This is a genomic window from Candidatus Spechtbacteria bacterium (assembly GCA_016188605.1).
GTDB lineage: Bacteria > Patescibacteriota > Minisyncoccia > Spechtbacterales > JACPHP01 > JACPHP01.
In genome coordinates, this window is sequence record JACPHP010000016.1 from 1 (window position 1) to 26003 (window position 26003).

At 45.3% G+C, this 26003-nt stretch carries 24 protein-coding genes and 1 tRNA gene; 17 read left to right on the top strand and 8 right to left on the bottom strand.

All coding sequences use genetic code 11. From position 1 onward, the window contains the following. The 4 genes from HYV65_03390 to HYV65_03405 all read left to right on the top strand — a co-directional run. A partial coding sequence (locus tag HYV65_03390) for a hypothetical protein (GenBank protein ID MBI2463247.1) occupies positions 1-666 on the top strand: 666 nt, incomplete at its 5' end. Positions 667-1068: 402 nt separating this feature from the next. Beyond that, on the top strand, positions 1069-2901 hold the full coding sequence (gene glmS / locus HYV65_03395) for a glutamine--fructose-6-phosphate transaminase (isomerizing) (protein MBI2463248.1): 1833 nt from the start codon (positions 1069-1071) through the stop codon (positions 2899-2901). Between the two features lie 55 nt (positions 2902-2956). Continuing rightward, the gene (locus HYV65_03400) at positions 2957-3277 is read left to right on the top strand and encodes a hypothetical protein (GenBank protein MBI2463249.1); all 321 of its coding nucleotides are present in this window, start codon (positions 2957-2959) and stop codon (positions 3275-3277) included. 163 nt (positions 3278-3440) lie between these two features. Next, positions 3441-4091 carry an HAD family hydrolase gene (locus HYV65_03405; protein MBI2463250.1) on the top strand — a complete coding sequence of 217 codons (651 nt, stop codon included), beginning with the start codon at positions 3441-3443 and terminating at the stop codon, positions 4089-4091. A gap of 15 nt (positions 4092-4106) precedes the next feature. Here HYV65_03405 and HYV65_03410 read toward each other — a convergent pair whose 3' ends face one another. Beyond that, positions 4107-4889: a hypothetical protein gene (locus tag HYV65_03410; GenBank protein MBI2463251.1), complete on the bottom strand. Its 783-nt coding sequence runs from the start codon at positions 4887-4889 to the stop codon at positions 4107-4109. Between the two features lie 79 nt (positions 4890-4968). Here HYV65_03410 and HYV65_03415 point away from each other — a divergent pair, with 79 nt between their 5' ends. Genes HYV65_03415 through HYV65_03425 form a run of 3 tightly spaced genes read left to right on the top strand, consistent with a single transcriptional unit; the run spans position 4969 to position 7294 of the window. Further along, on the top strand, positions 4969-5988 hold the full coding sequence (locus tag HYV65_03415) for a YvcK family protein (GenBank protein ID MBI2463252.1): 1020 nt from the start codon (positions 4969-4971) through the stop codon (positions 5986-5988). Next, complete coding sequence (locus tag HYV65_03420; GenBank protein MBI2463253.1) at positions 5976-6701, top strand: hypothetical protein; 726 nt, start codon at positions 5976-5978, stop codon at positions 6699-6701. The genes HYV65_03415 and HYV65_03420 overlap by 13 nt, the downstream gene beginning before the upstream one ends. Next, positions 6674-7294 (top strand): threonylcarbamoyl-AMP synthase, encoded by a 621-nt coding sequence (locus HYV65_03425; protein MBI2463254.1) that lies wholly within the window; start codon positions 6674-6676, stop codon positions 7292-7294. Before HYV65_03420 ends, HYV65_03425 begins: the two co-directional genes overlap by 28 nt. Positions 7295-7395: 101 nt before the next feature. Here the strand turns inward: HYV65_03425 and HYV65_03430 are convergent. Next, a tRNA-Leu gene (locus HYV65_03430) sits at positions 7396-7481 on the bottom strand. Between the two features lie 377 nt (positions 7482-7858). Between HYV65_03430 and HYV65_03435 the strand changes: the two genes are divergently transcribed. Both HYV65_03435 and HYV65_03440 read left to right on the top strand, forming a co-directional pair. Beyond that, positions 7859-8644: a ParA family protein gene (locus tag HYV65_03435; protein MBI2463255.1), complete on the top strand. Its 786-nt coding sequence runs from the start codon at positions 7859-7861 to the stop codon at positions 8642-8644. 151 nt (positions 8645-8795) lie between these two features. After that, positions 8796-9674 carry a ParB/RepB/Spo0J family partition protein gene (locus HYV65_03440; GenBank protein MBI2463256.1) on the top strand — a complete coding sequence of 293 codons (879 nt, stop codon included), beginning with the start codon at positions 8796-8798 and terminating at the stop codon, positions 9672-9674. A 59-nt stretch (positions 9675-9733) separates the two neighbouring features. On the opposite strand, the gene HYV65_03445 is transcribed toward HYV65_03440, so the two are convergent. The 6 genes from HYV65_03445 to HYV65_03470 all read right to left on the bottom strand — a co-directional run bounded on the left by HYV65_03445 (position 9734) and on the right by HYV65_03470 (position 19378). Beyond that, complete coding sequence (locus tag HYV65_03445; protein MBI2463257.1) at positions 9734-11905, bottom strand: bifunctional (p)ppGpp synthetase/guanosine-3',5'-bis(diphosphate) 3'-pyrophosphohydrolase; 2172 nt, start codon at positions 11903-11905, stop codon at positions 9734-9736. Positions 11906-12352: 447 nt separating this feature from the next. Then, positions 12353-14557 carry a type I DNA topoisomerase gene (gene topA, locus HYV65_03450; protein ID MBI2463258.1) on the bottom strand — a complete coding sequence of 735 codons (2205 nt, stop codon included), beginning with the start codon at positions 14555-14557 and terminating at the stop codon, positions 12353-12355. Further along, positions 14545-15441 carry a DNA-protecting protein DprA gene (gene dprA, locus HYV65_03455; GenBank protein MBI2463259.1) on the bottom strand — a complete coding sequence of 299 codons (897 nt, stop codon included), beginning with the start codon at positions 15439-15441 and terminating at the stop codon, positions 14545-14547. The genes topA and dprA overlap by 13 nt, the downstream gene beginning before the upstream one ends. 116 nt (positions 15442-15557) lie before the next feature. Continuing rightward, positions 15558-17522, bottom strand: a complete 1965-nt coding sequence (locus HYV65_03460) for a DEAD/DEAH box helicase (GenBank protein ID MBI2463260.1) — start codon at positions 17520-17522, stop codon at positions 15558-15560. Between the two features lie 161 nt (positions 17523-17683). Further along, a complete protein-coding gene (locus HYV65_03465) occupies positions 17684-18277 on the bottom strand; it encodes an aminoacyl-tRNA hydrolase (protein ID MBI2463261.1) in 594 nt (197 codons plus the stop codon). A 39-nt stretch (positions 18278-18316) separates the two neighbouring features. Further along, the gene (locus HYV65_03470) at positions 18317-19378 is read right to left on the bottom strand and encodes an LCP family protein (protein MBI2463262.1); all 1062 of its coding nucleotides are present in this window, start codon (positions 19376-19378) and stop codon (positions 18317-18319) included. A 125-nt stretch (positions 19379-19503) separates the two neighbouring features. Between HYV65_03470 and lepB the strand changes: the two genes are divergently transcribed. The 8 genes from lepB (at position 19504) to ftsZ (ending at position 25989) form a co-directional block, all read left to right on the top strand. Further along, a complete protein-coding gene (lepB, locus tag HYV65_03475; GenBank protein MBI2463263.1) occupies positions 19504-20073 on the top strand; it encodes a signal peptidase I in 570 nt (189 codons plus the stop codon). A gap of 23 nt (positions 20074-20096) precedes the next feature. Further along, positions 20097-21383 (top strand): histidine--tRNA ligase, encoded by a 1287-nt coding sequence (locus tag HYV65_03480; protein ID MBI2463264.1) that lies wholly within the window; start codon positions 20097-20099, stop codon positions 21381-21383. Between the two features lie 82 nt (positions 21384-21465). Next, positions 21466-21798 carry a histidine triad nucleotide-binding protein gene (locus HYV65_03485; GenBank protein MBI2463265.1) on the top strand — a complete coding sequence of 111 codons (333 nt, stop codon included), beginning with the start codon at positions 21466-21468 and terminating at the stop codon, positions 21796-21798. A gap of 140 nt (positions 21799-21938) precedes the next feature. Then, positions 21939-22199 carry a 30S ribosomal protein S21 gene (rpsU, locus tag HYV65_03490; GenBank protein MBI2463266.1) on the top strand — a complete coding sequence of 87 codons (261 nt, stop codon included), beginning with the start codon at positions 21939-21941 and terminating at the stop codon, positions 22197-22199. A gap of 16 nt (positions 22200-22215) precedes the next feature. Then, positions 22216-22674, top strand: coding sequence for a GatB/YqeY domain-containing protein (locus tag HYV65_03495; protein MBI2463267.1), 459 nt, complete (start codon positions 22216-22218; stop codon positions 22672-22674). Position 22675: 1 nt separating this feature from the next. Next, complete coding sequence (ybeY, locus tag HYV65_03500; GenBank protein MBI2463268.1) at positions 22676-23179, top strand: rRNA maturation RNase YbeY; 504 nt, start codon at positions 22676-22678, stop codon at positions 23177-23179. Between the two features lie 187 nt (positions 23180-23366). After that, a complete protein-coding gene (ftsA, locus tag HYV65_03505) occupies positions 23367-24632 on the top strand; it encodes a cell division protein FtsA (GenBank protein MBI2463269.1) in 1266 nt (421 codons plus the stop codon). A 148-nt stretch (positions 24633-24780) separates the two neighbouring features. Then, positions 24781-25989 (top strand): cell division protein FtsZ, encoded by a 1209-nt coding sequence (ftsZ, locus tag HYV65_03510; GenBank protein ID MBI2463270.1) that lies wholly within the window; start codon positions 24781-24783, stop codon positions 25987-25989. Positions 25990-26003 lie beyond the last annotated feature (14 nt).

The window sequence follows — 26003 nt, forward strand, 5'->3', positions numbered from 1 at the left end:
GTGATGACGAATGTAACGGGCATTCCTGTTTCAGCTTTAGCAAACGGCACAGACGGTGAACTTATCACCTGGGACGCTTCGGGCGTTGCCACAACAGTCGCCGCAGGAACAGCCGCCCAAGTTCTTACCTCCAATGGCGCGGGAGCGGCTCCAACGTTCCAAGCGGCGGCGGGAGGAGGGACGACGATCCTTCACCGGGTGAGCGCGGCACAGGCGGCGACGACTTGCGCGACAACGGATACGAATTTGACGGGAGGGACGTATACAATTCCAGCAAATCTTTTGTCTACAAACAAAGGGATAAGGTGGACAGCTTTAGTTAGTACTGTTGCCATAGGAACTGCAGATCAGATCAACTTCCTTATAGATATAGCAGGAACTAATATTGTTACCAATAGCCATTCCCTAGCATTTGGCAATTCTGTCACTGAAGTTTCTGGATTATTATATAATCGAGACAGCACTTCTTCCCAGATTGCATATAACAACCTAAGTTTTACCGGAGATGCAAGTGGTTCTAGAATTGCGTATGGAACTGCAGGTGTAGATAGCACTGCAGATATCAGTTTTTCTATCCAATGCATTGATGTTAATCCCGGATCTGGAGGTGACGACGATCAATTTACTTTACAAATGTTAATTATTGAACAAGTAGGAACAGAATAATTTAGGTACGTATCAGGCTAATCCTAGGACTAGGAAGTCTAGGACCTAGCATACACGTTTGGATAAAAGGGTCAGGTACTTTTTGTTGATGTAGGAGTGTTAGACATCCGATGTCTAACATCAAAAAAAGGAGGGTCTGACCCTCCTTTTTGCTAGTTTGAGATTATTGCGGTAACCTCTTTTATTTTTATAGCTATTTGCTACAGTGGGGATATATACTAAACGGCAAGGGTATCTTAGCTTTTAATTTTTTGTAAAAAATTAAAAGCTAAGTGCTCTTGTTTGTGCTTATTAATTTGTTTATCAAGGTTAATAATAAGGTATCCAGCTTCGCTGGATGCTCATAATTGCAGCCGTTAAGGCTGTGTTACAAAGTAACTTGCCTTAACGGGCAATTATGGCATGTGCGGAATCGTCGGCTACATAGGCAAAAACAATGATCCTCGTTTGGGGCTCGAGGCCCTGAAGCGTTTGGAGTACCGCGGATACGATTCCGCCGGTATGGCTGTTTATGACGCTAAAAAAAAGCGTATAGTTTCGTTGCGCGCGGTTGGCCGTATCAGCGAGCTTGAAAAGAAATTTTACGAACATCCTTTTGAAGGCATGCCGTTTATTTTTCATACGCGCTGGGCAACGCACGGTGAGCCATCAGTGAAAAACGCTCACCCTCATTTTGATTGCACGAAAACAATTTCAGTCGCTCATAACGGTATTATTGAAAATTATCAAACCCTTAAAGAGCATTTGCAAAAAGAAGGACATGTTTTTCATTCAGACACCGACACCGAGGTGCTTGCGCATCTAATTGAATCTCTGTATAAAAATAGTTTGGAAAAGGCGGTGCACAAGGCGCTAGGTATGGTGCGTGGAACTTACGGCCTTGCTGTTTTAAGCTCGCGCGAGCCGGATAAAATAATTGCGGCGCGCCTTTCAAGCCCCCTGCTTATTGGCGTTGGCAAGGGAGAGCATATCATTGCCTCGGACGCTTCTGCGGTTCTTGCGCATACCAAAGATGTGGTTTATATGCAGGACGGCGATATTGCAGTAATTACTCCTGATTCATTCAGTATCACAACGAAAAATTACGAAGCCCGCAATCCTGCGGTAGAGCAACTGGAGTGGAATCTTGAAGCGGCGCAAAAAGGCGGGTATCCGCATTTCATGCTCAAGGAAATTTTTGAGCAGCCGGATGCGATAGAGAATTCTTTGCGAGGGCGCATTCTCGCGCAAGACGGAAAAGCAAAACTAGGCGGCCTTGAAGTTGTAAAAGAAAAACTTCGAGATATTGAAAAAGTGCATATCATTGCCTGCGGGACTGCGTCGTACGCCGCTTCGGTGGGCGAATATATGCTAGAGGAATACGCCGGCATTCCCACGGAAGTTGATTTTGCTTCAGAGTTTCGTTACCGCAAACCTTTGCTTAATTCGCGTACCGCGGTGTTAGCGGTCTCTCAATCTGGCGAAACTGCTGACACGCTCGCGGCGCTGCGCGAGGCAAGAGAAAAAGGCGCGATGACGCTCGGTATCGTTAATGTCGTCGGCTCCACAATTGCCCGCGAGACAGACGCTGGCGTTTACAATCACGCCGGTCCGGAAATTGGAGTTGCGTCCACAAAAGCCTTTACATCGCAACTTGCAGTGCTAGCGCTTTTGACTTTGTTTTTGGGACGCCAGCGCGGCATGTCGGTCGTGATAGGAAAGCGCATCGCAAACGAACTCGCGCTTATTCCCGGACACATGAGGGAAATTTTAAAGCAGGACGCGGCGATTAAAAAAATAGCGGCAAAATACCGCAACGCGCAAAACGCGCTTTACATTGGCAGAAAATATAATTTTCCAATTGCCCTTGAGGGAGCTTTGAAATTAAAAGAGATTTCATATATTCACGCAGAGGGATACGCATCGGGCGAAATGAAGCATGGCCCAATCGCGCTTATAGACGACAAATTCCCGACCATCGCGATCGCGCCGGAAGATTCGGTGTATGAAAAAATGCTTTCAAATATACAGGAGATAAAAGCGCGCAAAGGAAAAATCATCGCGGTGACAACAATGGGCAACACAAAAATTAGCGCGCTTGCCGATGACGTTATTTATATTCCCAAAACCTTGGAGATGCTCACGCCTCTGCTAAGTGTCTTGCCGCTTCAGCTTTTGGCGTATCATATTGGCGTACTTAACGGCCGCGACGTAGACAAGCCAAGGAACTTGGCGAAGAGTGTGACCGTGGAATAGTTGACATTTTAATGCTTTTACTGTAGAAATTTTATAGATTAGAAAGGAGAGCGCGATGAGCGTTAACAAGCTATCTGGAGCAGAGAAGGAAGTCATCCGCCATGTGGTGGGGGAAAGACGAGAAATGATAGAAGGTATTGTCGGGCTTCTTAGCGCTGTTGTTGGCGAGGGAGAGGCCTTGAGCAGTACTATAGCCGTTGCCCTGATGGGCGAAGTAAATCGTATAGAGGTGGCGGGCGGAGATTCGTACGGTCTTTTTTCGCTAGAAGAAGTTAGAGCGCTAGCCCGGCGCATTGATGTTAGAGGAGACGTTGATATGCAGAATGAATTGAAGGCTGTATGCGCGCCACTCTTTCAAGTTCAAGTAAGATGGTAAAAAGAAGCCCGGGACTAAGTCCCGGGCTTTTCAATATGCCAGCCGTCTTTGTCGCGGTGTACGCCTATTCTGTGGATTTAACGCATTTTCATTACGATTTTATTGACAAGGAATAGAATTCATTTATACTAGTTTAAACACTTGAGTAAGGGAGGGCAAAAAAATGGTGCGGTGCATTGCGATTGACTTTGACAACACACTTGCCCACATGGACGATCCGGGCTATTCTGGTCTTTTTGCTATTTTTACGAGCCGCGGCGTTTCCCTCGAAGCAGTCAGAGAGATTTATGGCAAAGTAACAGCGCTTGTTGGGTTTACTATTTGCGCCTTGATTGACGCTATCCAAGTTGCTGGTTTATTGAAGTGTGACGATACTATTGCCATTGAAAGAGAATTCGACTATTGGCTTCTTGGACACTTGACGTGTTACGATGATAGCACTTCGCAAGTGAACGCGTGGCTTGCTCACGGGATTCCTGTTATCATAGTAACCTCCGGAGAGGAAAGTTATCAGCGAAAAAAAATAGAAATCTCGCAAATTGCCTGTACGGATATTATCGTTGTTCCACCAACTCGCAAAAAGTCCCATGTAATACGGGAACTTTTTGGAAAATACGGCGGTCCGATTATTATGATTGACGACAAGGCATCCGAACTTGATTCTGTAAGAGAAGATGAGCTTTCTGAATCAGACGTGCGCACTATTTGGATCAAGCGCTTTGACGGGCGTCATACTAATCAACACGCACAGTATCCTCACAAGGAAGTGACTACTCTCGCAGATCCAATTATTATTGCCCTTATAGATCTATAAAAAAGAAGCCCGGGACTAAGTCCCGGGCTTTTCAATATGCCAGCCGTCTTTGTCCACGCGGACGTAGCCGACTTTATGAATTTGAGTATCAAATTGTTCAACTAGATTAGACACCGTCATGATCCCAGAGCGCTCTTGAAGAATATCTCCAATAACTCCCAGCGCTTCTAATATCGTTCGGTCTCTTTGCCCGCGCGCAATAACTAGCGTGCCGCGATTTTTGGTTTGCGGGGTTGCTTCGGGCACGTCTTTTGTTACGATTGATCCGGCGGCAATATATGCGTATTTACCAACATGCAGAGGAGCGACAAGCATACTGCCGGATCCTACAAACACCGACTTATCCAAAACGGTTTTGTTTTTATGCACGCCATCGTAGTTGCAAAAAACCGCTCCTGCCCCGATATTACACTCCGCTCCAATGCGCGCGTCGCCAATATAGCAAAAATGTTTTGCCTTTACGCGCATTCCAAGGAAAGAGCGTTTTATTTGGGCGTTGTCCTCAATTTTGCATTGCGGATTTATCACGGAGGATTCTATCCTGCAGAATGTGCCAATCACGCAGTTATCTGCTATGCGAGAATCAGCGATATAGTTATTGGGACCAATTACACATTCGCGGCCAATGGTTGTCCCGCCTTCAATAACTACGCCCGGATAAATAATCGTGCCACTCCCTACCGACACTTTGTCTTCAATGTAGATATGGTCGGGGTCAATTATTATAACACCCGCTTGTATCAGTGTAATTATTTTTGTTTGTCGTTTGACCGAGTCTGCGTATGTTGGAATTTTCAATTTGACCTCCTATTGATGCAAAGAACATTAATCGCTATTGCGATAATCTTTTCTTATGCTATACCATAAACACTATCTTATGCAAGAAAAAAAGACGCAATTTCGTATCGCGTTGGTGGGCGGGGGAACTGGCACCTCGCGTATTTTAACTGGCCTTAAAGACTTGCCGGCGCGTGTTTCAGTGCTTGTGACAACCGCGGACAGCGGCGGCTCTTCCGGCCGTCTGCGCAAGGATTTTAACATGGTGCCGCCTGGCGACGCGCGGCAATGCCTCGGCGCGCTGATTGGCAATGAAACATGGCAAAAATATTTTCACGCGAGATTTGCTACAGGCAAGCTGAAAGGGCATAATATAGGCAATCTGCTGCTAGCGCTTTTGCACGAAAAAAACGGCGATATTCAGTCGGCGCTTGATGAGGCATTAAATCTTTTTGACGTGCAAGATCACGAAATAGTGCCGGTTACAATTAAGCCAACAAGCCTAGTAGCTTTTTTGAAAAATGGAAAGAGATTGCGTGGCGAAGATAGCATAACGTCATCCGATATAATACGCGCGGATCTGGAAAGTCTTTCACTTCTGCCAATCAATGTCTCTGCTAATCCTCGCGCAGTGAGCGCGTTGATGAATGCCGACGCAATTGTAGTAGGTCCAGGCAATTTATTTTCCAGCATCATTCCTAATTTTTTGGTACCGCAAATTAAGGAAGCATTTATTAATTCTTCGGCTAAGAAATTTTTTGTCGCAAACCTGATGACGCAGTCGGGGCATACAGATGGATTTACGCCAGGGGACTATGCAAAAGTCGTAGAACAATACACTAAAGAAAATATTTTCGATTACGTGCTGTGCAATTCTCGTTTTATTCCGCGGAAGTTTTGGAATAAGCAGGGAATGGGTGAAGCGGTTCATGCCCCATTAGAGGCGATGCCTATAACGGGGCGAGCGGGAAGGGTCGAGAAAAATAAGCTTCGCTTCATATCCGGAGACTTTGTGGATTTTACCGTAGTGAAGCAAGATCCGTCAGATCCGCTGACGCGCACATCCGTAAGACACAACGGTGCGGCAATCGCACGTACAATTTTGCAATGTCTTCAGTAATAATACTTGATTTTGATAAAACTTTGTTTGATGCTGACGCTTTTCGCGGTGCGCTGGCGGGTGTTTTTGCCCGTCATGGGATAAGCGCCGAAGATGTTTATGCAACGTACGCGATGTGCAAACAGCATCATTCACAAAAATGGGTGCCAGAATATCAAATTGAATTGCTAGGGAAAAAATACAGCCAGATTGACTCTGCGTATCTGCTTAGCAACATCAATCTTTTGTGCAGAGCAAGCGAAAGATTTGTTTATCCCGACACCATTTCGTTTCTCGCGACCCTACAAGGTGCTGGCCACGAACTGCACGTGCTGTCGTTCGGCGACGAGCGTATTCAAGCAGAAAAAATTAACGGCTGCGGCATTGCTAAATACCTTTCATCTGTAAAGGTTACATCGCATAAAGATAAATCTCAGGAGCTGCACAATTACTTAGGCAAAGGCACTAAGCCGTCCGCGATTTTCATTGACGACAATAAAGATATTCTGCGAAGTGTAAAAATGCGACACCCTTTTGTTGTGACAATTTTAATGTCGCGAGATGGTGTTGGCCTAGGTAATATCGGGTCGTGCGCAGGTGAGGGCAAGATTTGTTTTACAGGAATTGATTATGAAGTCAGCTCGCTAGAGCAGGCACAAAGGATTATTGATATTAAAAATAGCAATTACCCATGGATATACTCTCTTTGGCAAAAGATAACGAAGAAGACGTAATCTCGCGCGCAATACAAGCTTTGCAAAACGGCGGGGTTATTATTTACCCCACCGACACGCTGTACGGGCTTGGCGTAGATATTAAAAACGACGCCGCCGCGCGTCGACTTTTTGCGCTTAAAAAAAGGCCGGAGAATAAACCCGTGCCAGTGCTTGTGGATAGTATCGCGATGGCAAAAGAATACGCATTCATAGATGCAAAGCAAGAGAAGGTTTTAGGGTCGCTCTGGCCAGGGCCAGTAACTGTTATTTTGTGGAAGAAGAATAAAATTTCTTCGCTTGTCGCTTCCGGTGGGCAAACAGTTGGGTTGCGCATTCCAGCTTCACAATTTTGTATTAATTTAATACATGCATTTGGCGGGGCGATTTCGGGTACGTCCGCCAATATTTCCGGCGAACAGCCATCACTTGCTCTTGATCCTATTCTCGTGCAATTTCGCGAGCATGCTCGCTATCCCGATTTTGTTATTGATGCTGGCACGCTTAAATCTTCACCGCCCTCAACCGTTGTGGATTTAACAGGACATAGTCCAAAGATTTTGCGAGTAGGGCCGGTAACGGCAGGACAACTAAAGATGATTTTAGGAAATTAAAAAACATAATAATAAAAGTTGAATTTCACTTAACATCAACGGCCGTTGATGTTAAGTGAAATTCAACTTGCAAAAAAAACGACACGAGGTCGTTTTAGTCTTGGTGCCGGAGGAGGGAGTTGAACCCTCACCTTCTTGCGAAGACGAGATTTTGAGTCTCGCGTGTCTGCCATTCCACCACCCCGGCATCATTTGTACGGGATAAATCTGCCAGCTAGAATTATAATAAGTGAAGTAAAGGCGAAACAATCTAGTTTCGCCCATGATACGTCTGCTACCTTGGCGATTGGAACTGAAAGTCCTAGGTCTCTTTACCTTTCAATAGTTGGTTTGATAGTCTCTATCTTTACGTATTCTTTGCAGATAGGACATCTCATAGGTGTTCCAATAAGAGTCTGGAAGTTATGCTTGCACGTAGGGTTTGAACATTGGCAATCGAACCAATTTCTTCCCATCGAATCCCTCCGTATACCTTATGATCTTATATATAAGATATGAAAAAAATATCATTTTGTCAACGAATCCACATTATGATATAGTAAAAACACTTTTTGAATATAATTCATGGGAAAAGTTATAACCCTTTGCAACCAGAAAGGAGGAACGGGAAAAACCACTACCGCGGTTAATCTTGGCGTGTATCTTGCCGCCAAGGGCAAGCGCACGCTTCTTATTGATCTTGATCCGCAAGCTAATGCGACATCCGCGCTCTCGCTTCAGCCGCATCGTATCAGCCCAAACCTTTATCATAGTCTTGTTGGTGGAGTTCTCCCCGAGGACATTGTCCGCGAAACGGGTATTTTTGGATATCACGTATTTCCATCATCACCGGACCTTGCGGGTGCGTCTGTTGAACTAGTAACGCAAAAAAATAGAGAGTTTCGCCTATATGACATTGTCTCTCGCTTGCGCAATGTTTATGATTTTATTCTTATTGATTGCCCGCCGAGCCTTGGGCTCCTTACGTTAAATGGGCTGGTAGCCGCCGACGAGGTAATAATTCCAGTGCAATGTGAATATTATGCGATGGAAGGGCTAGGGCAGATTCTTGAAACAGTTGATTTAATACGAGATAATTTACAAAGAGACGTAAAAGTTATGGGCGCGTTGCTTACAATGTATGACAAACGTAATCGTCTTGCGCGTTACATTACCAAAGAGTTGCGTAGAAATTTCCCCGGATATGTTTTTGACGCAGTTATTCCGCGCAATGTTAGTTTAGCGGAAGCTCCCGGGTATGGTAAAACAATTTTTCAATTTGATCCGGACTCGCAGGGCGCGCGAGCGTATCAACAGTTTGCAGATGAGGTGATTAAGGTTTCATCCGGAGCGCCGCGGATAATTATTTAATCCTTATATTAATCTTATAAGCTAAATTATATTGTCACTTAGTATATATTTTAAACGAAGCCGCGTTGAAAATATATACTAAGTGCTCATAATTCTAACATCTCGGCGGCATCTTGCCATGCAAGATTTGCCTCGCTGAGAATTATGGCATATGCGCGGACTAGAGTCACTTATACCTCCTCGTAAACAAACAGAATTTCAAGACGGAAAATCAAAGCAAAGCGTTTTTTTAATAGAAACAGAAAATATTTCTCCCAATCAATATCAGCCTCGCAAGGAGTTTGATCTAGAGGAATTAAATTCGCTCGCAGATTCAATTCGCAAATACGGTATTCTCCAGCCGTTAATTGTAAACAAGATTGAGGAAGACGTGCCTTATGGCAGAAAGGTGCGTTATGAGCTTATTGCCGGCGAGCGCAGGTTACGCGCGGCAAAATTGGCGCATCTGCCGCAAGTGCCTGTTGTTATTCGTAACGCAACTCCAAATGAAAAATTGGAAATTTCTTTGATTGAAAATTTGCAGCGCTACGATCTAAATCCAATCGAAGAAGCTTTAGCGTACAAGCGTTTGCAGGAGGAGTTTGGGCTTTCACAATTTGATATTGCAGCTAAGGTGGGGAAGAGTAGGCCAAGGATTACTAATACGTTGCGCATATTGCGCCTGCCGCAAATTATTCAGGACGCGGTTCGTGACGGCACGATCACTGCGAATTACACGCAGCCAATACTTTCTTTGAAAACATCGGAGGAGCAGATAAAGTTTTTTAATGAAATATGCGAAAAGGGCATGTCAGCGAATGATGCTGAAGATCGCGCGCATGAAATTATCAACAAACCATCAGCCAAAGCAATTCTGCGCGCATATCAAGATCCGGAATTGACAGAACTTACGGAAAGGCTAAAAAAGTTGTTATTTAACGCCAAAAAAGTAGTTGCGCGAGCGGACAAAAACAAAGCTCATTTAGCTTTAGAATTTACTTCGCGGGATGAAATGGTGGTTTGGATGAAACGTTGGACGAAAACCAGATAAGTATTTGTAAATCTACGGGCGTAAAACAAACTGCGCGGCTATTAGCCGCGCAGTTTGTTTTACGCCCGTTTGACCTCGCGCACGTCGCGAATTGCTTTAATTTTACTGATGAATCCTCGTAATTCCTCCAACGAACGCACCTCTATCGTTAGCGATATTGCGGCAACATCATTTTCCGTACGCACGCTCAGCGTGGCAATGTTGATATTTTGGTTAGCAGCAACAGTGCTGATATCCTGCATCAGTCCTACCCTGTCGTAACAAAAAACTACAAGAGAAACTAAGGCAGCTTTTGCTTGCGAGGCCTTATCCCAGTAAGCAGGGAGTAACCTGCCGTCCTCCTTAACAGTGCGGACGCTATGACAATTTTTTTTGTGAATGCTTGCGCCAGATCGTACCGTGATATACGCGATTATAGGTTCACCGGCGATTGGCGTGCAACATTGCGCGACGCGTCCTTTCATGCCTTTCTGGCCAGAGATACGAATAGGGAAAGAATCGTTGCCTTTGTTTTTTTTCTCTAAAGTTACGGGCTGAATTTTATCAGTAAAAACATCTTTCTCATCAACCAGATAACGGATGACTCTTTGCAAGGAAATCTCGCCTAAGCCAACGCCTATAAGAATATCATCAAGCGTTTTACTCGCAAGATGAGAGAGTAATTCCTCCTTTTTCTCTTTAGGCAGCTTGTCCCAAGATAATTGTTTGTATAGCTCAAGCTCACGGTTTATTATTTCAAGTCCACGCAAAAGATTTTCATCGCGATTTTTTTTCTTTAGCCACGTGCGAATATGCGAACGCGCCTGGTTTGTTTTAACAAACTCTAGCCATGCGCGAGAAGGCTCGCGTCCTTTGGCGCGAATAATCTCTATCACATCGCCGCTCTGGAGTTCGTAGTTTAGTGGAACCATTTTGCCATTTACCTGCGCGCCGCCGCACTCATCTCCGAGAGTGGAGTGAATGGCATAGGCAAAGTCAACCGGAGTTGCTCCTTCTGGCAAATCAAACACATCGCCTCGCGGAGAAAATACAAAGATTCTGTCTTTGAAAATATCTATTTTGAGATTTTCCATTAGTTCCTCTGACTCCGCGATTTCTTTTTGCCAATCACTGATTTGGCGCACCCAAGAGAGCTTTGGGTCGTTTGCTTTCGCGCCCTTATTTGGTTTCCCTTTTTCGTTGTATGCCCAGTGCGCGGCGATACCATTTTCCGCGTGTTCGTGCATTTCCGGCGTGCGAATCTGAAACTCCGTCGTAACACCGTCCACGCAAAAAACCGTGGTATGCAAGCTTTGGTAGCCGTTTCCTTTTGGTAGGGCAATGTAATCCTTAATGCGGCCGGGCAATGGCTTCCATAGTTTATGTATTACGCCGAGCGCGGCGTAACATTCCTCAATCGATTTTACGATGATGCGCGCGGCAACTAGGTCGTGAATCGCGTCCCAATTGTAATCGTATTTTTGTAATTTTCGCCACAAGCTGTACATGTGCTTTGCGCGCGCATGAACCTCCAGTGGCACGATTTTTTCTTTTTTTAATTCGCGCAGAAGCATAGGTTTTACGCGATCAAGATACTGTCCGCGCGCGGGATAGCGTTTTTTTACTTCTTCATCAATAAACTTGTATTCGTCGGGATAGAGATGGGGAAATGCCAAGTCCTCAAGCTGTTTGGCAATTTCCGCGACACCAAGACGCATGGCAATCGGCGCGTAGATTTCCATTGTTTCAAGCGCGATGCGGCGGCGTTTTGCTTCTGGCAGCGCCGAAAGTGTTTTCATGTTGTGCAAGCGGTCAGCAAACTTAATCAGCACAACACGAATATCTTCTGCCATTGCAAGAAGCATTTTGCGCAAGTTTTCTGCGTGTCGTTCAGCCCCGCGATACTTTAATTTTCCCAATTTTGTTACGCCATTCACCAAGAAGCTTATTTCTTCGCCGAATTCCTTTTCAAGTTCTTTTTCTGTGATATTGGTGTCTTCAACAACGTCGTGCAGCATAGCCGCGGCAACGGTAGATGGGTCAAGGTGCATCAGGGCAAGAGTGAGAGCGGCATCAAGCGGATGCACAACGTAGGGCTCGCCGGATTTTCGGAATTGCCCCTCGTGGGCATTTCTTGCCATCACAAAAGCGCGTTCAATAAGCATTCTATCTTTTTGTTTCTTAAAACAAGATAAAATTCGTTTGAGCGTTTTTTCAATATCCGTTGTTTGTTGTTCTTGCGTAAGGGTCATCGGAGATAAATTATATCATGAAAAATTGTGGGTGTAAAATAATCTTGTATTGCCAAATGGCATGCGCTAAACCAGTTGAATTTCACTTAACATACACGGCCGTGTATGTTAAGTGAAATTCAACTGAAATGGAAAAGGGGCATAGCTGTTACGCTGTGCCCCTTGCGATGAGTTGGGCTTTAGACGGCGGTATGGTGGGTTAGTGTATTGTCGAATAAGTCGCAACCCGCGACCTCATGTCCAGGGATAGGTCGAGGATTACCACAACCCTTGCGGCATTCTTTTTCTCGATTTTTTTTCGGGCACTTTCCCCTGCGGCCAAGTCGTGGTTGCCGTATCTTCGTGAAAAGTATCCCGACACATGTCATTGGCTTGAGGTTCCAGCTACGCAGGTCGCTGAATAGCGGCAGACAAAAATTCCGCCACGCGACTGCGTGGCGGAATTTCCTAATTCTCTTCTTTATAATCACATTCCCTGCTAGAGCACTTAATACCTTTTTTAGTTTCAACTAGCGCATTACCGCATTTCGGGCAGAGGACTACTTTTGCGTTGCCTGTACTGAGCGTAGTCGAAGTATCACCCCCTCCTTCGATTTGCGGCTTATCCCACACTGCAAAATCACATTCAGGGTACCTGCTGCAGCCGTAGAATATTTTTCCGCGCTTGGTGCGTATTTCTTTTACAAATCCCGGGTTGTCTCGCCTTGCTTGATCAGCCAAGCATTTTGGGCATTTAACTTGTGGGAATGAAGATGATGCCTGCTCAAGCGGCGCGGTATATTTGCAATCCGGGAAACCGGAGCACGCGTAAAAGCGTCCGAAACGTCCGTTGCGGATAACAAGATTCTTTCCACACTGCGGGCAGATTTTGTCTGTTTCTTCCACTGGCGGCGTAGCTTTTTTTACTTCTTCGTATTTTTCTTCAAGAAGTTTTTTAAATGGATCATAAAATGTATGCAAAATTTTTACCCAATTTTTTTCACCCGTTGCAACTTCGTCAAGCTGCTGCTCAACATTGGCAGTAAATTGAATATCTACAATTTGCGGGAAGTGCTCCACGAGCAGGTCCGTAACCGTGATACCAATTTCTGTTGGCTGAAAACGTTTCTGTTCGTTTTTAGTGATGTAGTTTCTTTCTTGAATCGTAGAAAGCGTTGGCGCGTAAGTGGAAGGGCGGCCGATGCCAAATTCTTCAAGCGCTTTCACTAAGCTTGCCTCGCTATATCGCGCGGGCGGTTCTGTGAAATGCTGGTCGTCAGCAAGTTTATCCAAGATAAGCGGCTGATCTTTCTTTAGATCAGGCAACTCGTTTTCCTCTACTTTTACAGGATAGACGCGCAAGAATCCTTCAAATTTCATAATGGAGCCATTGGCGCGGAAGGTGTAAGGTGTGCCGGTAGCAATTGTCGCCGCGGTTGAATCAAACACTGCTTGCGCCATCTGGCTTGCGATGAATCTTTGCCAAATAAGCGCGTAAAGTTTTCGTTGAGCATCCTCCATCTTTATTGCTCCCGGTTCGCGGTCGGAATAAGCAGGCTTGCCCGCCATAGCTTCAGCGAAGGCGGGGCGAATTGCCTCGTGCGCTTCCTGCGCGCCTTTTGATTTTGTTTTAAATAAACGCGGCGCGCCAGCCCAGAATTGTTTGCCGTATTTTGTTTCAATAAAATCTCGCGCGCCAGAAAGAGCGGAATCCGTGATATTCAGCGAGTCTGTGCGGTGATATGTGATATATCCGCGCTCATACAAATTTTGCGCGAGCATCATGGTGCGCTTTGCAGAAAATCCTAATTTTCTCGCAGCTTCCTGCTGAAGGGTGCTAGTAGTAAATGGCGGCATGGGATTTCGTTTCGTTTCTTTGCGCGCGATATCCTTCACGCTCCAATCGGCGGATTTGAGAGAATTTAATATTTCATCCGCATCTTTTTTATTATGTACGTCTAATTTTTCTAAAGGCTTTTCGTCTTTGGCGTAGAGTCTGGCAAGAAAGGTTTCGCGTAATTCCGCGTCCTTTTCCGCGTTTACTCCGCGCGGTTGAAGCCAGGCTTCAACCGACCAGTATTCTTGCGGTACGAATTTTTCAATTTCGCGTTCACGGTCAACAACAAGGCGCACGGCCACTGATTGCACGCGGCCGGCGGACAGCCCACGCATAACTTTTTTCCACAAGAAAGGCGAAAGTTTGTATCCGACAAGACGGTCAAGAATACGGCGCGCCTGCTGCGCGTCGACAAGATTGTCGTCAATTTTTCTCGGGCTTTCTAGCGCGTGTTCAATCGCGGTTTTGGTAATTTCATGGAACACGATGCGCTTGTAATCTTTTAGCTTTAATACCTCCGCCAAGTGCCAGGAAATTGCTTCCCCTTCGCGGTCGGCATCGGTAGCTAGTATGACGCTATCTACGGCAGCGGCTTTTTTCTTTAATTCCGTAACGCGCTTTTTTGCTTTCATCGGAACAATATATTTTGGCGCAAAGTCGTGCTCGGTATCCACGCCCAGAGTTGATGTTGGCAAATCACGCACGTGGCCATACGAAGATTCCACGGTGTATTCACTGGGTAAAAATTTGCTAATGGTTTTAGCTTTAGTTGGCGACTCTACTATAATTAGTTGAGTTTCTTTTGTTGTTTGTGCTGTTTTTTTTATGCGTTGCATATATATCGTTCACCTCCCACATCTTTAACATTATTAGCAAGTTTTAATGAGTTAATGCAAGAAACGACTTGCGAAGGTAATAATGTAGTTAATTCTATAATCTTGTCAATAGAGAGAGGCGTGCCAGTGTCTTGCAGTGTCTTATATACTCTTTCTTCTTCGGGTGAAGAGAAGATTGGCTGTTGTTTCGTGCCCGCATGCGCATTTTCTATACCAAGGGCTTGTAGAATATCGCTAGCAGAGCGCACGCACACAGCTCCTTTTGCAATAAAATCATTTGTTCCTTCCGATTGTTTGGTGTACAGCGGACCCGGCACAGCTCCTACGTCGCGGTTTTGTTCAAGCGCAAAGCGCGCTGTAATCAGAGCGCCGCTCTCGTATGGCGCTTCTATAACAACTGTCATACGGGCGAGGCCAGCGATGATGCGATTGCGTGCTGGAAAATTAGATGGATAAGTCGGGCTGGCTGGCTCGTATTCGCTTACTATTGCGCCGCCATTTTCAAGAATGTTTTTTGCAAGCCGCATATTGGCGCGGGGATATATAGAAGCATCATCTATGCCAGAGCCAAGCACGGCAATGGTTTTGCCATTTTCTTCAAGCGCTGTTTGATGCGCCACCGTGTCTATGCCAAGCGCCATGCCGCTTGCAATGCCAACGCCGGCGCGTGTCAAATCACGCACAAGATTCATTGTAACTTGTTTTCCGTAAGAAGTGCATTTGCGCGTGCCAACAATTGCAACAAATGGAATTGTTTGCGTTGTTGTAATATCACCTCTTATATATAGCGGTGACGGCGGGTCGTGAATTTCTTTTAGTAACGCAGGATAGGTTTCGTCGCTATTTGTGATTTGAGAAACTGGAAATTTTTCTTGTTGTGTCATTTGCTTTGCAGTATATCGTAGCCAGAAGAAAAAGGCACGTGTGCATAAAAAAGAATACAGATGCCATAATTACCCAAGAGGGCAAGTTATTCATAACGCAGTCCTCTTGGCTGTAATTATGGCATCTGTATTTCTGTTCTTATTTTCTCAATCGCGTCCTGCAGCATTTGGCAATAAAGGTTTAAGCCGATTTTATTGAGCGTGCCGCTCTGGTCGCGGCCAAGCAGGTTGCCGGCGCCGCGCATCTCAAGGTCTTTTAATGCTATTTGATAACCGGCGCCTAAGAATTGCAATGTTTCCAAAGTCTCCACGCGTTCTTTGGCCGCGTCGTCCAGAGATTTTTCGGGGTAAAGCAAATACGCGTAGGCCTGTACGTCGCCGCGACCGATCCTACCGCGAATTTGGTGCGCCTGCGCTAGGCCGAGCCGCGTGACATCATCAACTATTAGCGTGTTGACGTTAGAAATATCAAGGCCATTTTCAATAATGGTAGTTGCAACAAGTATATCAATTTTGCCCTTACGGAATTCGTCCATAGTGGCGATGAGCTGGTGGTCGGGAAGCTTGGCATGGCTCACTTCAACTCTGGCATCTGGAAAGAGCTCGCGGACATCCTGCGCGACTTTGTAAATTGTTTGCACTTTGTTGTGCAGAAAGTAAATCTGTCCGTTGCGTGCCAGCTCTTCTTCAATAGCTTTTTGCATTATCTTTTTATCCCACGGCGCCGCAATAGTTTTTATTGGCATGCGATTTGGCGGAGAAGTTTGAATGATGCTGACATCGCGCAGGCCGGAAAGCGTGAATGAAAGCGTGCGGGGAATTGGCGTTGCCGACAGCGAAAGAATATCAATATGCGCGCGCATTTTTTTCATGTGCTCTTTGTGGCGCACGCCAAATCTTTGCTCCTCATCAACCACAAGCAATCCCAAGTTTTTGAAGCGAACATCTTTGCTCAGTAGGCGATGCGTGCCGATAACAATATCAATAGCGCCACTGGCCAGGCCCTCAAGAATTTCTTTTTGTTCTTGTTTTGATGTTATTCGAGAAAGCATAGCCACGCGAATAGGAAATGCGGCAATGCGTTCTTGTAAGGTGCGAAAGTGCTGCCACGCGAGCACAGTCGTTGGCGCAATGAGCGCCGTCTGGCGGCCGGAAAATACCGCGCGGGCTATGGCGCGCAAAGCAATCTCGGTTTTGCCAAACCCCACATCGCCGCAAATTAAGCGATCCATAGGATATTCTTTTTCCATATCCAAAAATACTTCCTGGATCGCGACTGTTTGATCTCGCGTTTCTTCGTGCGGGAATTGCGAAGCAAAATCTTCTTCCATAGCGCGCTCCGCGCTGTATGGCTCTCGTGTCGCAAGCTCGCGTTTGGCGTATATTTGCGCTAGTTCTTGCGCGGTTTTAATAATATCATCGCGGGCCTTCTGTTTTGTCTTTTCCCACAGGTTGCCGCCAAGACGATGAATAGTCGGCGTACCAAAGCCGATGTAGGGTGTTACTTTACGCGCAACTTCAACAGGGACGAGAATTTTGTCGCCAGCGGCATACTCTAGAATAAGATATTGCCCTTCACGTTTAAGCGCAGTATCGTTTCTATGATTGGCAAAAGGAGGGTCTGACCCTCCTTGGAGGGTCAGACCCTCAATTCCCGCGAACCGAGCTATTCCGTGATCTTCGTGTACTACAAACATTCCCTCAACAAGCGGCATCTGCGGCAGGGGAGACGCGCGTTTTTCAATTAATTTTTTTAACGGTTTTTCAAGCTCCTCGTTTTTGATTGAGAATATCGGCGAAATTGTGTCGATGGTATTTCCTTGGAACTCAATGCGCAGCGCCGTGCGCATCGTGAGCGCAAATACATCAACAATTCCGCCGCGCGCCGCAAAGTCGCCAGGGTTATGTACCGATTGCTCTTTGCGATAGCCAAGATCGTCTAGTTTGCGTAAAAATTCCGAGAGGGAAATTTTTTGGTTCGGGTATATTTCGAATAGCTGGTAGTTCCACCAAGAACGTTCCGTGCGAGATGAAAGAATATGGTGCCAGTTTTCCTCAAACCACAAAACGCCCTTTTCCAAAGAGTGGGGGGTGAGGGCGACGAGATAATAGCTATTTAGTTTTTGGCTTGACGAAGTGATGAGAACACGGTAGGTTTTTTAGATCGTTTGGTCAAGATAGTTGAATATAAAGAGCATTCTGGGTAAATCCACGGCGTTCTTTGTATTGTGATTGCTAAATTTTAATTAAACTCATTCATCGCCCGCGCAATTCCTTTATCAAGCGCGACAAAAATAGCCTCGGTGCAGCGCGCGATTGCGTCCGCAAACTCTTCTTTTTCTTTTCCACCGAATGGCTTAACGACAAACGCGTTCATAATATCCATTGATCTGCTTGCAGGCATGCGCGCGGGGCGGATGCCGACACGAAAGCGCGTGAAATTATTTGCGCCAAGTGTATCTATAATAGAAGCAACACCTTTGTGTCCGCCGGCGCCGCGGTTTTGTACAATCTTTATAGTACCAAGCACAAGGTCAACATCGTCGTGTATCACCCAAATATTTTCATGCGGCAGTTCAAGATTTTTTAATAATTCGTGAAGCGCAGTGCCAGATTTGTTCATGAAGGTAGTGGGCTTTACCAGAGTAATAGCATAATTCTCATATGATACGCTTGCCCCGTTAGAGGTACCACCTCTAGCGGGGCGGAATTGCGCGTTTAACTTTTTTGCCACAGCGTCAACAACCATAAAGCCGGCGTTGTGCGGAGAGCCCTCGTATTCTTTGCCAATATTGCCAAGGCCGAGGATTATAATTTTATTTGTTGATTCCGTCATAGTGTTGATAATTATTAAATGACTACCCCTAGCGAGCGATTACGTTGTCGGCGAAAGTATTTGTTGGATGAATTGTTGTATCTGTGAATAATCTTCCAGGCCTGCTTTGGGCTGTAAAGTATATGCTTGCTGGCCGTCCCAGTTTGCAATTTTTGAAACAAGCAGATTATCTGGCTCAGAGCTTATTACATGAAATTCTACGTTGCCTTGCGAGAATCCTTTTGTAATATTCCATACACGCTGAATCTCCCCGATAGACGCGTTTGACGCAATATGGCTTTGCGCGTGCTGATAGATTTTTATAATTGTTGGCAGATCCTTTACAGAATTGAGCCCTTGTATTTTTTGTTTGAGCGCAAGGAGCACGGTATGTTGGCGGCGCATGCGGTCAAAGTCACCATTGCCAGTGTGGCGCGTGCGAACATATTTTAGCGCATCTTGCCCGTTGAGGTAACGCCATCCGCGTTGTACGGCGAAAGTTTCAAATCCGCGGTCATCCGTAGGGAAAGTTTTATCTTTTAAAGAATCTTCTTGTGGAATAGAGATGCCACCGACATCATCAATTACTTGTGTTAGCGCGTCAAAGTCGGCGATAAAATAGTACTGAGCTTTAATGCCTGTAATTTCTTGCACTTTCTGCTGGATAAGATCCACGCCACCAGGATTTGGGAATACAGCGCTGCCGCTAAACTCGTAAAGCGCATTTATTTTTGTAATAGTTCCGCGACCGGGTACTGAAACAGCAAGGTCGCGTGGAATAGAGAAGATATCTGCCTTTATATTCACGGTATCAAAAGAGGCGAGCATGATAGTATCTGTCAGGAGCGAGCCAGGATGATCTTCGCCGCCAATGCCAAGGATGAGCACATTTACGCGGCCTGTTTCTTCGCCTTGCAATTTTACCTCCGGAGTAAGAGGAAGCGAGGCGACGGGAACCGCGTCTTTTGCTTCGGTAATTATTTGCTGTAATTTTTGTCCATTGGTTGTGTTAACAAAAGACATAATCGCGTCTTTTGTCACAGCGCCTAAAACTACGGCACTCAAAAAGCCGACTAGGAAAATAAATTTTACACCGCCACGGTTGTTTTGATTAGCACTCATTATACAAGTATCATAGCAAAGGGCAGGCCGGGCGAAAATGGTCTTTTACAGCCGCCATTTGCAAAGTCGTATTTCTATGCTAAAATAGCGTTGTTTAGCATAAAATTGCAGACCAAAAATAGTACATGTTTGATTTAAAAGAGTTTCGGGCATTTGTGGGGGAGGCGCTGCGCATCGTAGTGATCTCCCTTCTTATTATTTTGCCGATTAGGTACTTTGTTACCCAGCCGTTTTTTGTACGCGGGGCAAGCATGGAGCCATCCTTTCTGGACGGCGACTACCTTATTATTGACGAACTCTCATATCGTTTTTATGAACCAAGGAGGGGGGATACGGTTGTATTCCGTTTCCCAGGAGACCCTTCGCAGTTTTATATAAAGCGAGTAATTGGCCTTCCTGGTGAAACCTTGCAAATACATGACGGTTCTGTTTATATCCAACGCCAAAGCGACGCGCAACCCTGGAAGCTTAGTGAACCATATTTGGGCGATCTGCAAACATTCGGTGAGTTAACCGCTCGCATTGATGATAATAAGCTATTTGTTATGGGTGATAATCGTGCCGCTTCGTATGATTCGCGCCATTGGGGGCCACTGCCATTAAACGCAGTTATCGGCCGCGCGTGGGCTCGGCCATGGCCAATAGAAGAGTTCGGCTCAGTTAATGAGGTGCAGTACTCTGAACCCGCATTGTAACCGAGTTTATAAGTATAAAGAATATGAAGAATAATTTTCAAATTCCATCGGGGATGCATGACATTTTGCCGGAACAGCAAAATGTTTGGCAAAAAATAAACGACACGCTTAGCTCCATAGCGCAATTTTATGGTTTCCAGAGAATCGACACGTCCATAATGGAAGATTCGGAACTTTACATAAAAGGAACCGGTGAGAGCAGCGAAATAGTGCAAAAGCAAATGTATACACTAAAAACAGCGGGAGGCGACTCACTGACATTGCGTCCAGAAATGACTCCGGGAATTATACGTGCCTATCTGGAGCATGGAATGCCCAACCTAGCATCGCCAATGAAGCTCTATGCTTCGGGCCCGGTGTTTCGCAGAGAACGTCCGCAATCAGGCAGGTATAGACAATTTCACCAGTTTGACTTGGAAACAATCGGTGAGCAGGATCCAGTGCTGGATGTGCAAATTATTCAATTTTGCGCAGTTGCGTTGCAATCCCTGCATGTTGGTCCATTCATAATCCACATAAATAGTATAGGATGCAACCAGTGCCGTCCGCACTACAAAAAAGCTTTAAAAGATTTTTATCGCAGTAAATTGCGGCAGGTGTGCGCGGATTGCCGCGCGCGCTATAAAACAAATGTTTTGCGCATACTTGATTGTAAAGATGAGAAGTGCCAGCGCGTGCGAACGCAAGTTCCGCCAATACTTGATTATCTTTGCGAAGAGTGCCATAATCATTTCAAGTTAGTCTTGGAATATATGGACGCCACCGGGTTTTCATATATAGTCAACCATTATCTTGTACGCGGCCTGGACTACTATACTAAAACCGTATTTGAAATCTTCGCGGGCGATGTATCTACCTCAACAGAGCAAACGCCAGTTGCGCTTGCTGGGGGCGGTCGTTATGATGGTTTGGTAAGATTACTTGGAGGAAAGGATACGCCAGCAGTTGGCATGGCGATGGGCATGGAGCGCATTATGAATATATTAGAGGAGAAGAAAGCTACTTTTGGGAAAGAGGCGCGGATACGTGTATTTTTGGTTCAGCTTGGTGATTTGGCTAAGAAAAAAAGCTTGGGATTGATGGAGCGATTTCGTTTGTCGGGAATTCCCGTGCAGGAATCACTCGGTCGCGCGTCAATTAAATCTCAGTTAAGGATTGCCGATAAAGTTGGCGCGGAGTTTGCGCTTATTCTTGGGCAGAAAGAGGCGATCGACGGAACTGTAATCGTGCGCGAAATGGAAAACGGCATACAGGAAACAGTGCCGCTTGAACAAATTGTATCGTATTTGAAAAAAAGATTTGCAGGTTAAAAGTAAAGGTTAGTAGTGGGCGGTAAGTAGTTTGTAGAACACGCGCGCCTTGGGCGCGCGACCCATTACTTACTAAAAGATTATGAAAAATTGTATTTTTTGTGCCATTGCTGGCAAGAAAAAAGAAGCAGAGATCTTGCACGAGAATGACAAAATGGTAGTAATACGCGACATTCGTCCAAGCGCGCCAGTGCATTTACTAATTATTCCAAAGAAGCATATAGATTCGGTAAATGAGCTTGAGGAAAGCGATAAAGAATTAGTGGGAGAAATGGTATTGCTTGCAAAGAAAATGGCTAGGGAGCGGGGGATAGGTAGCGGTTATCAGCTAAGAGTGAATGTTGGCAAGGACGGAGGGCAGATAATTCCGCATTTGCATTTGCACTTACTTGGCGGATGGAAGGAGGACAAATAAATTTCAAATTAAAATAGGATATCACAATTTAATTTTCAATTTACAATTTTCAATGATTCGATTTACTAGTTAGTGTTTGAAAATTAGTTCATTAGTTATTCATTGAAAATTGAATTTTGAAAATTGAAAATTAGTTTTTTATGACACAGAAATTATCAAACATTATCGTTGAGCGAAAAGAACGCGAGGCAATGGGCGCGCTTTTGCGACGTTTTACTACGCATGTGCAAAAATCAGGTGTGATAAAATCGGTGCGCAAGCATCAATTTTACATAAAACCTACAAGCAAGAATCGTCGTTTAAGCTCGGCTCTTGAGCGCAACCAACGCCGCGCGGAGTATCAAAAATTAGTGAAGCTCGGCAGGGCCAAGAAAAATGTAAAGAAAGGAGGAAAGAGATAATAAAATAGCAGGGTTCATGGGAAATCTTCAAACTCGCATCAATAGTGATCTGGTTACAGCGATGAAGGCTGGCGACGAAGTCGCAAAGTCTGTTTTGCGCATGCTGCGCGCGGAAATTACGCGCAAGGAAATTGAGCTGATGAAGAGAGAGCTAGGCCTTGATGATGCCGAGGTAGTGGCGCTGGTGGCGAAAGAAATAAAAAAACGCCAAGAAGCAATTGAACTATATGCAAAAGGAGGAAGGCAAGATCTTGTAGATCAAGAACAAAAAGAATTGAAGGTATTGGAGATGTATAGGCCAGCCCAACTAAGCGATGAAGATGTGAAACAAGTCATATCTCGTGTTATGATGGAAGCGCAGGGCGTAAAAGATGTAGGGCTTATTATGAAAAAAGTTATGGAGCAAATTCGCGGGCAAGCGGATGGTGCGCGAGTGAGAATACTCGTGGAGGAAATCGTAAAATTTTCTTTATAATATGGACGAGAGTTTGATTAATTGTAAGGTTGAAAATTTTACAAGAGCGCGTATTTCAACTCGGGGTGTCTGTAATCTTGTTCAAGAGGCCGGTCTGCGCGTGCAAAGAGAATTGCCCACGTCTTCGACTAAGGCATGGCAGAAGCAATATCGGGACGGATGCATTTTTGTTTTTTTTGTAGGGAAGGTAGAGTCGCGAGCGCTTAACAATAAATTTCGTAATCAAGACACGGCAACAGACGTAATTTCATTTGAATACGAGGATTCATTAAATGATCCGGAGCACCGCGTCGGAGAGATTGTTGTGTGTCCAATTCTTATAAAAAAACAGGCGAAGGTACGAGGAGTGCGCTTTGAAGATGAACTTGCTCACGCGCTTATTCATGGCACCATGCATGTATTTGGTCATCATCATGAGAAGAATGAAAAGGAAACGAGGTGGGTGCACAATCAAGAAGATTTTATTTTACATAAATTGGGGTACAAGACAGCACACACGCCATAATCTCAAAACTTTCAGCCATAGGCTGATCCCCGCCAGAGGCGAACAGGCGCCTCTGGCGGAAAATCAAATCGCAAAACTAAAACTCAAATCTTGAAATTACATAAAACCTCTTGATGAAGATTTTCGATTTAAGATGTAGATTTGAGATTTACGATTTGAGTTTTGCGATAACATGTTGAGATTTTAGATGAGTACAATAATAGTTGCTCTTATGCCACGCGATCATATAGTTGCAGGTTTAGATATAGGAACGAGTATGGTATACACCATTGTCGCGCAAAAGCGACATGATGTTGTTATTCCGCAAATTATTGGCGTGGGCGCTGCTCCTTCGGCAGGTATGCGCAGAGGTACAGTCGTTGATGCTGACGAGGTAATAAAAAGCATTCGTCATTCTGCTGCTGAGGCTCAGCGTGTTTCAGGTGTGGCTATCGAGCGCGTATATGTTGGCGTAGGAGGAACTCATATTTCTTGCATTCCCAGCAAGGGCGTTGTTGCGGTATCCCGAGCTGACCAAGAGATTTCAAATGAAGATGTAGAGCGAGTATTAGCTGCGGCGCAGGCAATTTCTCTTCCTTCAAACCGTGAAATAGTGCATGTTTTCCCTAGCGAATATATAGTTGATGGCGAGGGTGGGCTTCATGACGCGGTCGGAATGAACGGCGTGCGCCTCGAAGTAAACACGCTTATTGTTGGAGGATCAAGCCCATATATTAAAATTTTAAAACGCTGCACGCAAGAAGCCGGACTGGAGGTGGCGGGTATGGTTTTGAATTCTTTTGCATCAAGCAAGGCGGTATTGAGTAAGAGACAAAAAGAACTCGGCGTGGTCTGCATAGATATCGGGGGCGGTACGACAAGTCTAGTGGTATTTGAAGAAGGAGATATCGTGCATACGGCCGTGTTTCCTATTGGGTCCATGCATATAACAAACGATATTGCCATCGGTTTGCGCACATCAATTGATGTTGCGGAGCGCGTTAAGAAAGAATATGGGCTTGCTCTTGTGCGAGAAGCATCAAAAAAAGAAACGATTGATTTAAATAAAATTGATCCTCAAGAAGAGGGAACGATTATGCGACGAGATGTCGCAGAGATAGTAGAGGCTCGTCTTGGTGAGTTGTTTGACTTTTCCAACAAAGAACTTCGCAAGATTGGCAAAGAAGCATTCTTGCCCGGAGGCGTAGTGCTTGTAGGCGGTGGCGCCAAGGTTCCATTGATTATCGACCTTGCCAAGGAGCGTATGCGCTTACCGGTGCAAATTGGTTTCCCGCGCGAAGTTGAGGGCATTGTTGATTCTGTTGATGATCCGGCGTTTGCCACAGCTCTGGGGCTTGTATTTTGGGGACTTGAGCTTGAAGATGAAAACGGCGGAATACAAAGGCCTCAATTTTCATCATTAAATGGAAGTGTGGGTAAAATGCGAAAATGGTTTCGGGCATTTTTGCCATAAGGGGCTAGGAGGAGGCTAATACTCGATTCGATATAGAATCTATTTAAATTTTTATCTTTAGCCAATTTTCCAAGTTTATCTCTAACGGGGTTGACATTTATTACTACGAATTGCTAATGTAGAGTATTACATAAATATTTTAAATTCTATGCCGCAAGTCAAACCAGATATACAAACATTCGCACGCATTAAGGTTGTTGGTGTCGGTGGATCCGGATGTCACGCGCTCGCGCGCATGATGGCGCTGCGTGTTGAGGGAGTGGAGTTTGTCGCAATCAATACCGATGCGCAGGATTTACATAATTCTAACGCGCCGCAGAAGATTCATATCGGCAAGAATTTAACGCGCGGACTTGGCGCGGGTATGAATCCTGAAATCGGACGGCAAGCAGCGGAAGAGAATCGCGATGAGCTTCAGGAAGCACTGCGCGGCTCTGACATGGTGTTTGTTGCGGGAGGTCTTGGCGGAGGTACGTGTACGGGTGCCGCACCCATTGTTGCAGAGGCTGCAAAGCAAAGCGGCGCGTTGACTGTAGCGGTAATCACCAAACCATTTGCATTTGAAGGTATGCAGCGCGCGCGACTCGCGGAAGAAGGTCTTGCAAGTTTGCGCGAGCGCGTTGATACGTTGATCACAATTCAAAACGACAGACTCTTGCAGATTATCGACCGTAAAACAACTCTTCTAAATGCGTTTGCAATTGTTGACGATGTGTTGCGCCAAGGCGTGCAAGGGATTTCCGATCTTGTTGTGCAACCCGGTATTGTTAACGTAGATTTTGCAGATATCAAGGCAATTATGCAAGACGCGGGGCCGGCATTGATGGGCATTGGACATGCTTCCGGTGAAGAACGGGCAATGGAAGCGGCGCGAAGCGCCATTAACTCCCCGCTTTTAGATATTTCTATTGATGGCGCGCGCGGGGTTCTATTTTGTGTAAGCGGGGGCGATGATCTTGCAATGTCTGAAATTAATGACGCGGCAAAAGTAATCACAGACTCAATTAATCCGGAAGCAAAAGTTATTTTTGGAGCTGTGCTTGATGAACGACTAAAAAAGGGTGAGCTTAAAGTTACGGTGATAGCAACGGGATTTAGCGATAATGATAATATTGGTAGCCGTAAAGAAGAAACGTCACGACGGGAGCGAGGAATTCCTGACATACAAAAAAGAGTCGCTGACCATCGTCACGAATCTCCAGTTTCCATAACAGTTAGCAGTGAAAAGGAGTATGTGGAAGAAAATGAAAATAATAACGCAAATAAAGTTCGACCACTAGAAACAAATATTCCCGTCGCAACCGAGGAAGAAGAAGATTGGGATATCCCCGCGTTTATTAGAAAGAAGTTAAAATAAAGTTGCGCAAATAA

What these genes read in the sequence shown, in the direction of transcription:
- glmS (MBI2463248.1), top strand. Translation starts at nt 1,069, where the DNA reads ATGTGCGGAATCGTCGGCTACATAGGCAAAAACAATGATCCTCGTTTG.
- HYV65_03400 (MBI2463249.1), top strand. Translation starts at nt 2,957, where the DNA reads ATGAGCGTTAACAAGCTATCTGGAGCAGAGAAGGAAGTCATCCGCCAT.
- HYV65_03405 (MBI2463250.1), top strand. Translation starts at nt 3,441, where the DNA reads ATGGTGCGGTGCATTGCGATTGACTTTGACAACACACTTGCCCACATG.
- HYV65_03415 (MBI2463252.1), top strand. Translation starts at nt 4,969, where the DNA reads ATGCAAGAAAAAAAGACGCAATTTCGTATCGCGTTGGTGGGCGGGGGA.
- HYV65_03420 (MBI2463253.1), top strand. Translation starts at nt 5,976, where the DNA reads ATGTCTTCAGTAATAATACTTGATTTTGATAAAACTTTGTTTGATGCT.
- HYV65_03435 (MBI2463255.1), top strand. Translation starts at nt 7,859, where the DNA reads ATGGGAAAAGTTATAACCCTTTGCAACCAGAAAGGAGGAACGGGAAAA.
- HYV65_03440 (MBI2463256.1), top strand. Translation starts at nt 8,796, where the DNA reads ATGCGCGGACTAGAGTCACTTATACCTCCTCGTAAACAAACAGAATTT.
- HYV65_03445 (MBI2463257.1), bottom strand. Translation starts at nt 11,905, where the DNA reads ATGACCCTTACGCAAGAACAACAAACAACGGATATTGAAAAAACGCTC.
- topA (MBI2463258.1), bottom strand. Translation starts at nt 14,557, where the DNA reads ATGCAACGCATAAAAAAAACAGCACAAACAACAAAAGAAACTCAACTA.
- dprA (MBI2463259.1), bottom strand. Translation starts at nt 15,441, where the DNA reads ATGACACAACAAGAAAAATTTCCAGTTTCTCAAATCACAAATAGCGAC.
- HYV65_03465 (MBI2463261.1), bottom strand. Translation starts at nt 18,277, where the DNA reads ATGACGGAATCAACAAATAAAATTATAATCCTCGGCCTTGGCAATATT.
- HYV65_03470 (MBI2463262.1), bottom strand. Translation starts at nt 19,378, where the DNA reads ATGAGTGCTAATCAAAACAACCGTGGCGGTGTAAAATTTATTTTCCTA.
- lepB (MBI2463263.1), top strand. Translation starts at nt 19,504, where the DNA reads ATGTTTGATTTAAAAGAGTTTCGGGCATTTGTGGGGGAGGCGCTGCGC.
- HYV65_03480 (MBI2463264.1), top strand. Translation starts at nt 20,097, where the DNA reads ATGAAGAATAATTTTCAAATTCCATCGGGGATGCATGACATTTTGCCG.
- HYV65_03485 (MBI2463265.1), top strand. Translation starts at nt 21,466, where the DNA reads ATGAAAAATTGTATTTTTTGTGCCATTGCTGGCAAGAAAAAAGAAGCA.
- rpsU (MBI2463266.1), top strand. Translation starts at nt 21,939, where the DNA reads ATGACACAGAAATTATCAAACATTATCGTTGAGCGAAAAGAACGCGAG.
- HYV65_03495 (MBI2463267.1), top strand. Translation starts at nt 22,216, where the DNA reads ATGGGAAATCTTCAAACTCGCATCAATAGTGATCTGGTTACAGCGATG.
- ybeY (MBI2463268.1), top strand. Translation starts at nt 22,676, where the DNA reads ATGGACGAGAGTTTGATTAATTGTAAGGTTGAAAATTTTACAAGAGCG.
- ftsA (MBI2463269.1), top strand. Translation starts at nt 23,367, where the DNA reads ATGAGTACAATAATAGTTGCTCTTATGCCACGCGATCATATAGTTGCA.
- ftsZ (MBI2463270.1), top strand. Translation starts at nt 24,781, where the DNA reads ATGCCGCAAGTCAAACCAGATATACAAACATTCGCACGCATTAAGGTT.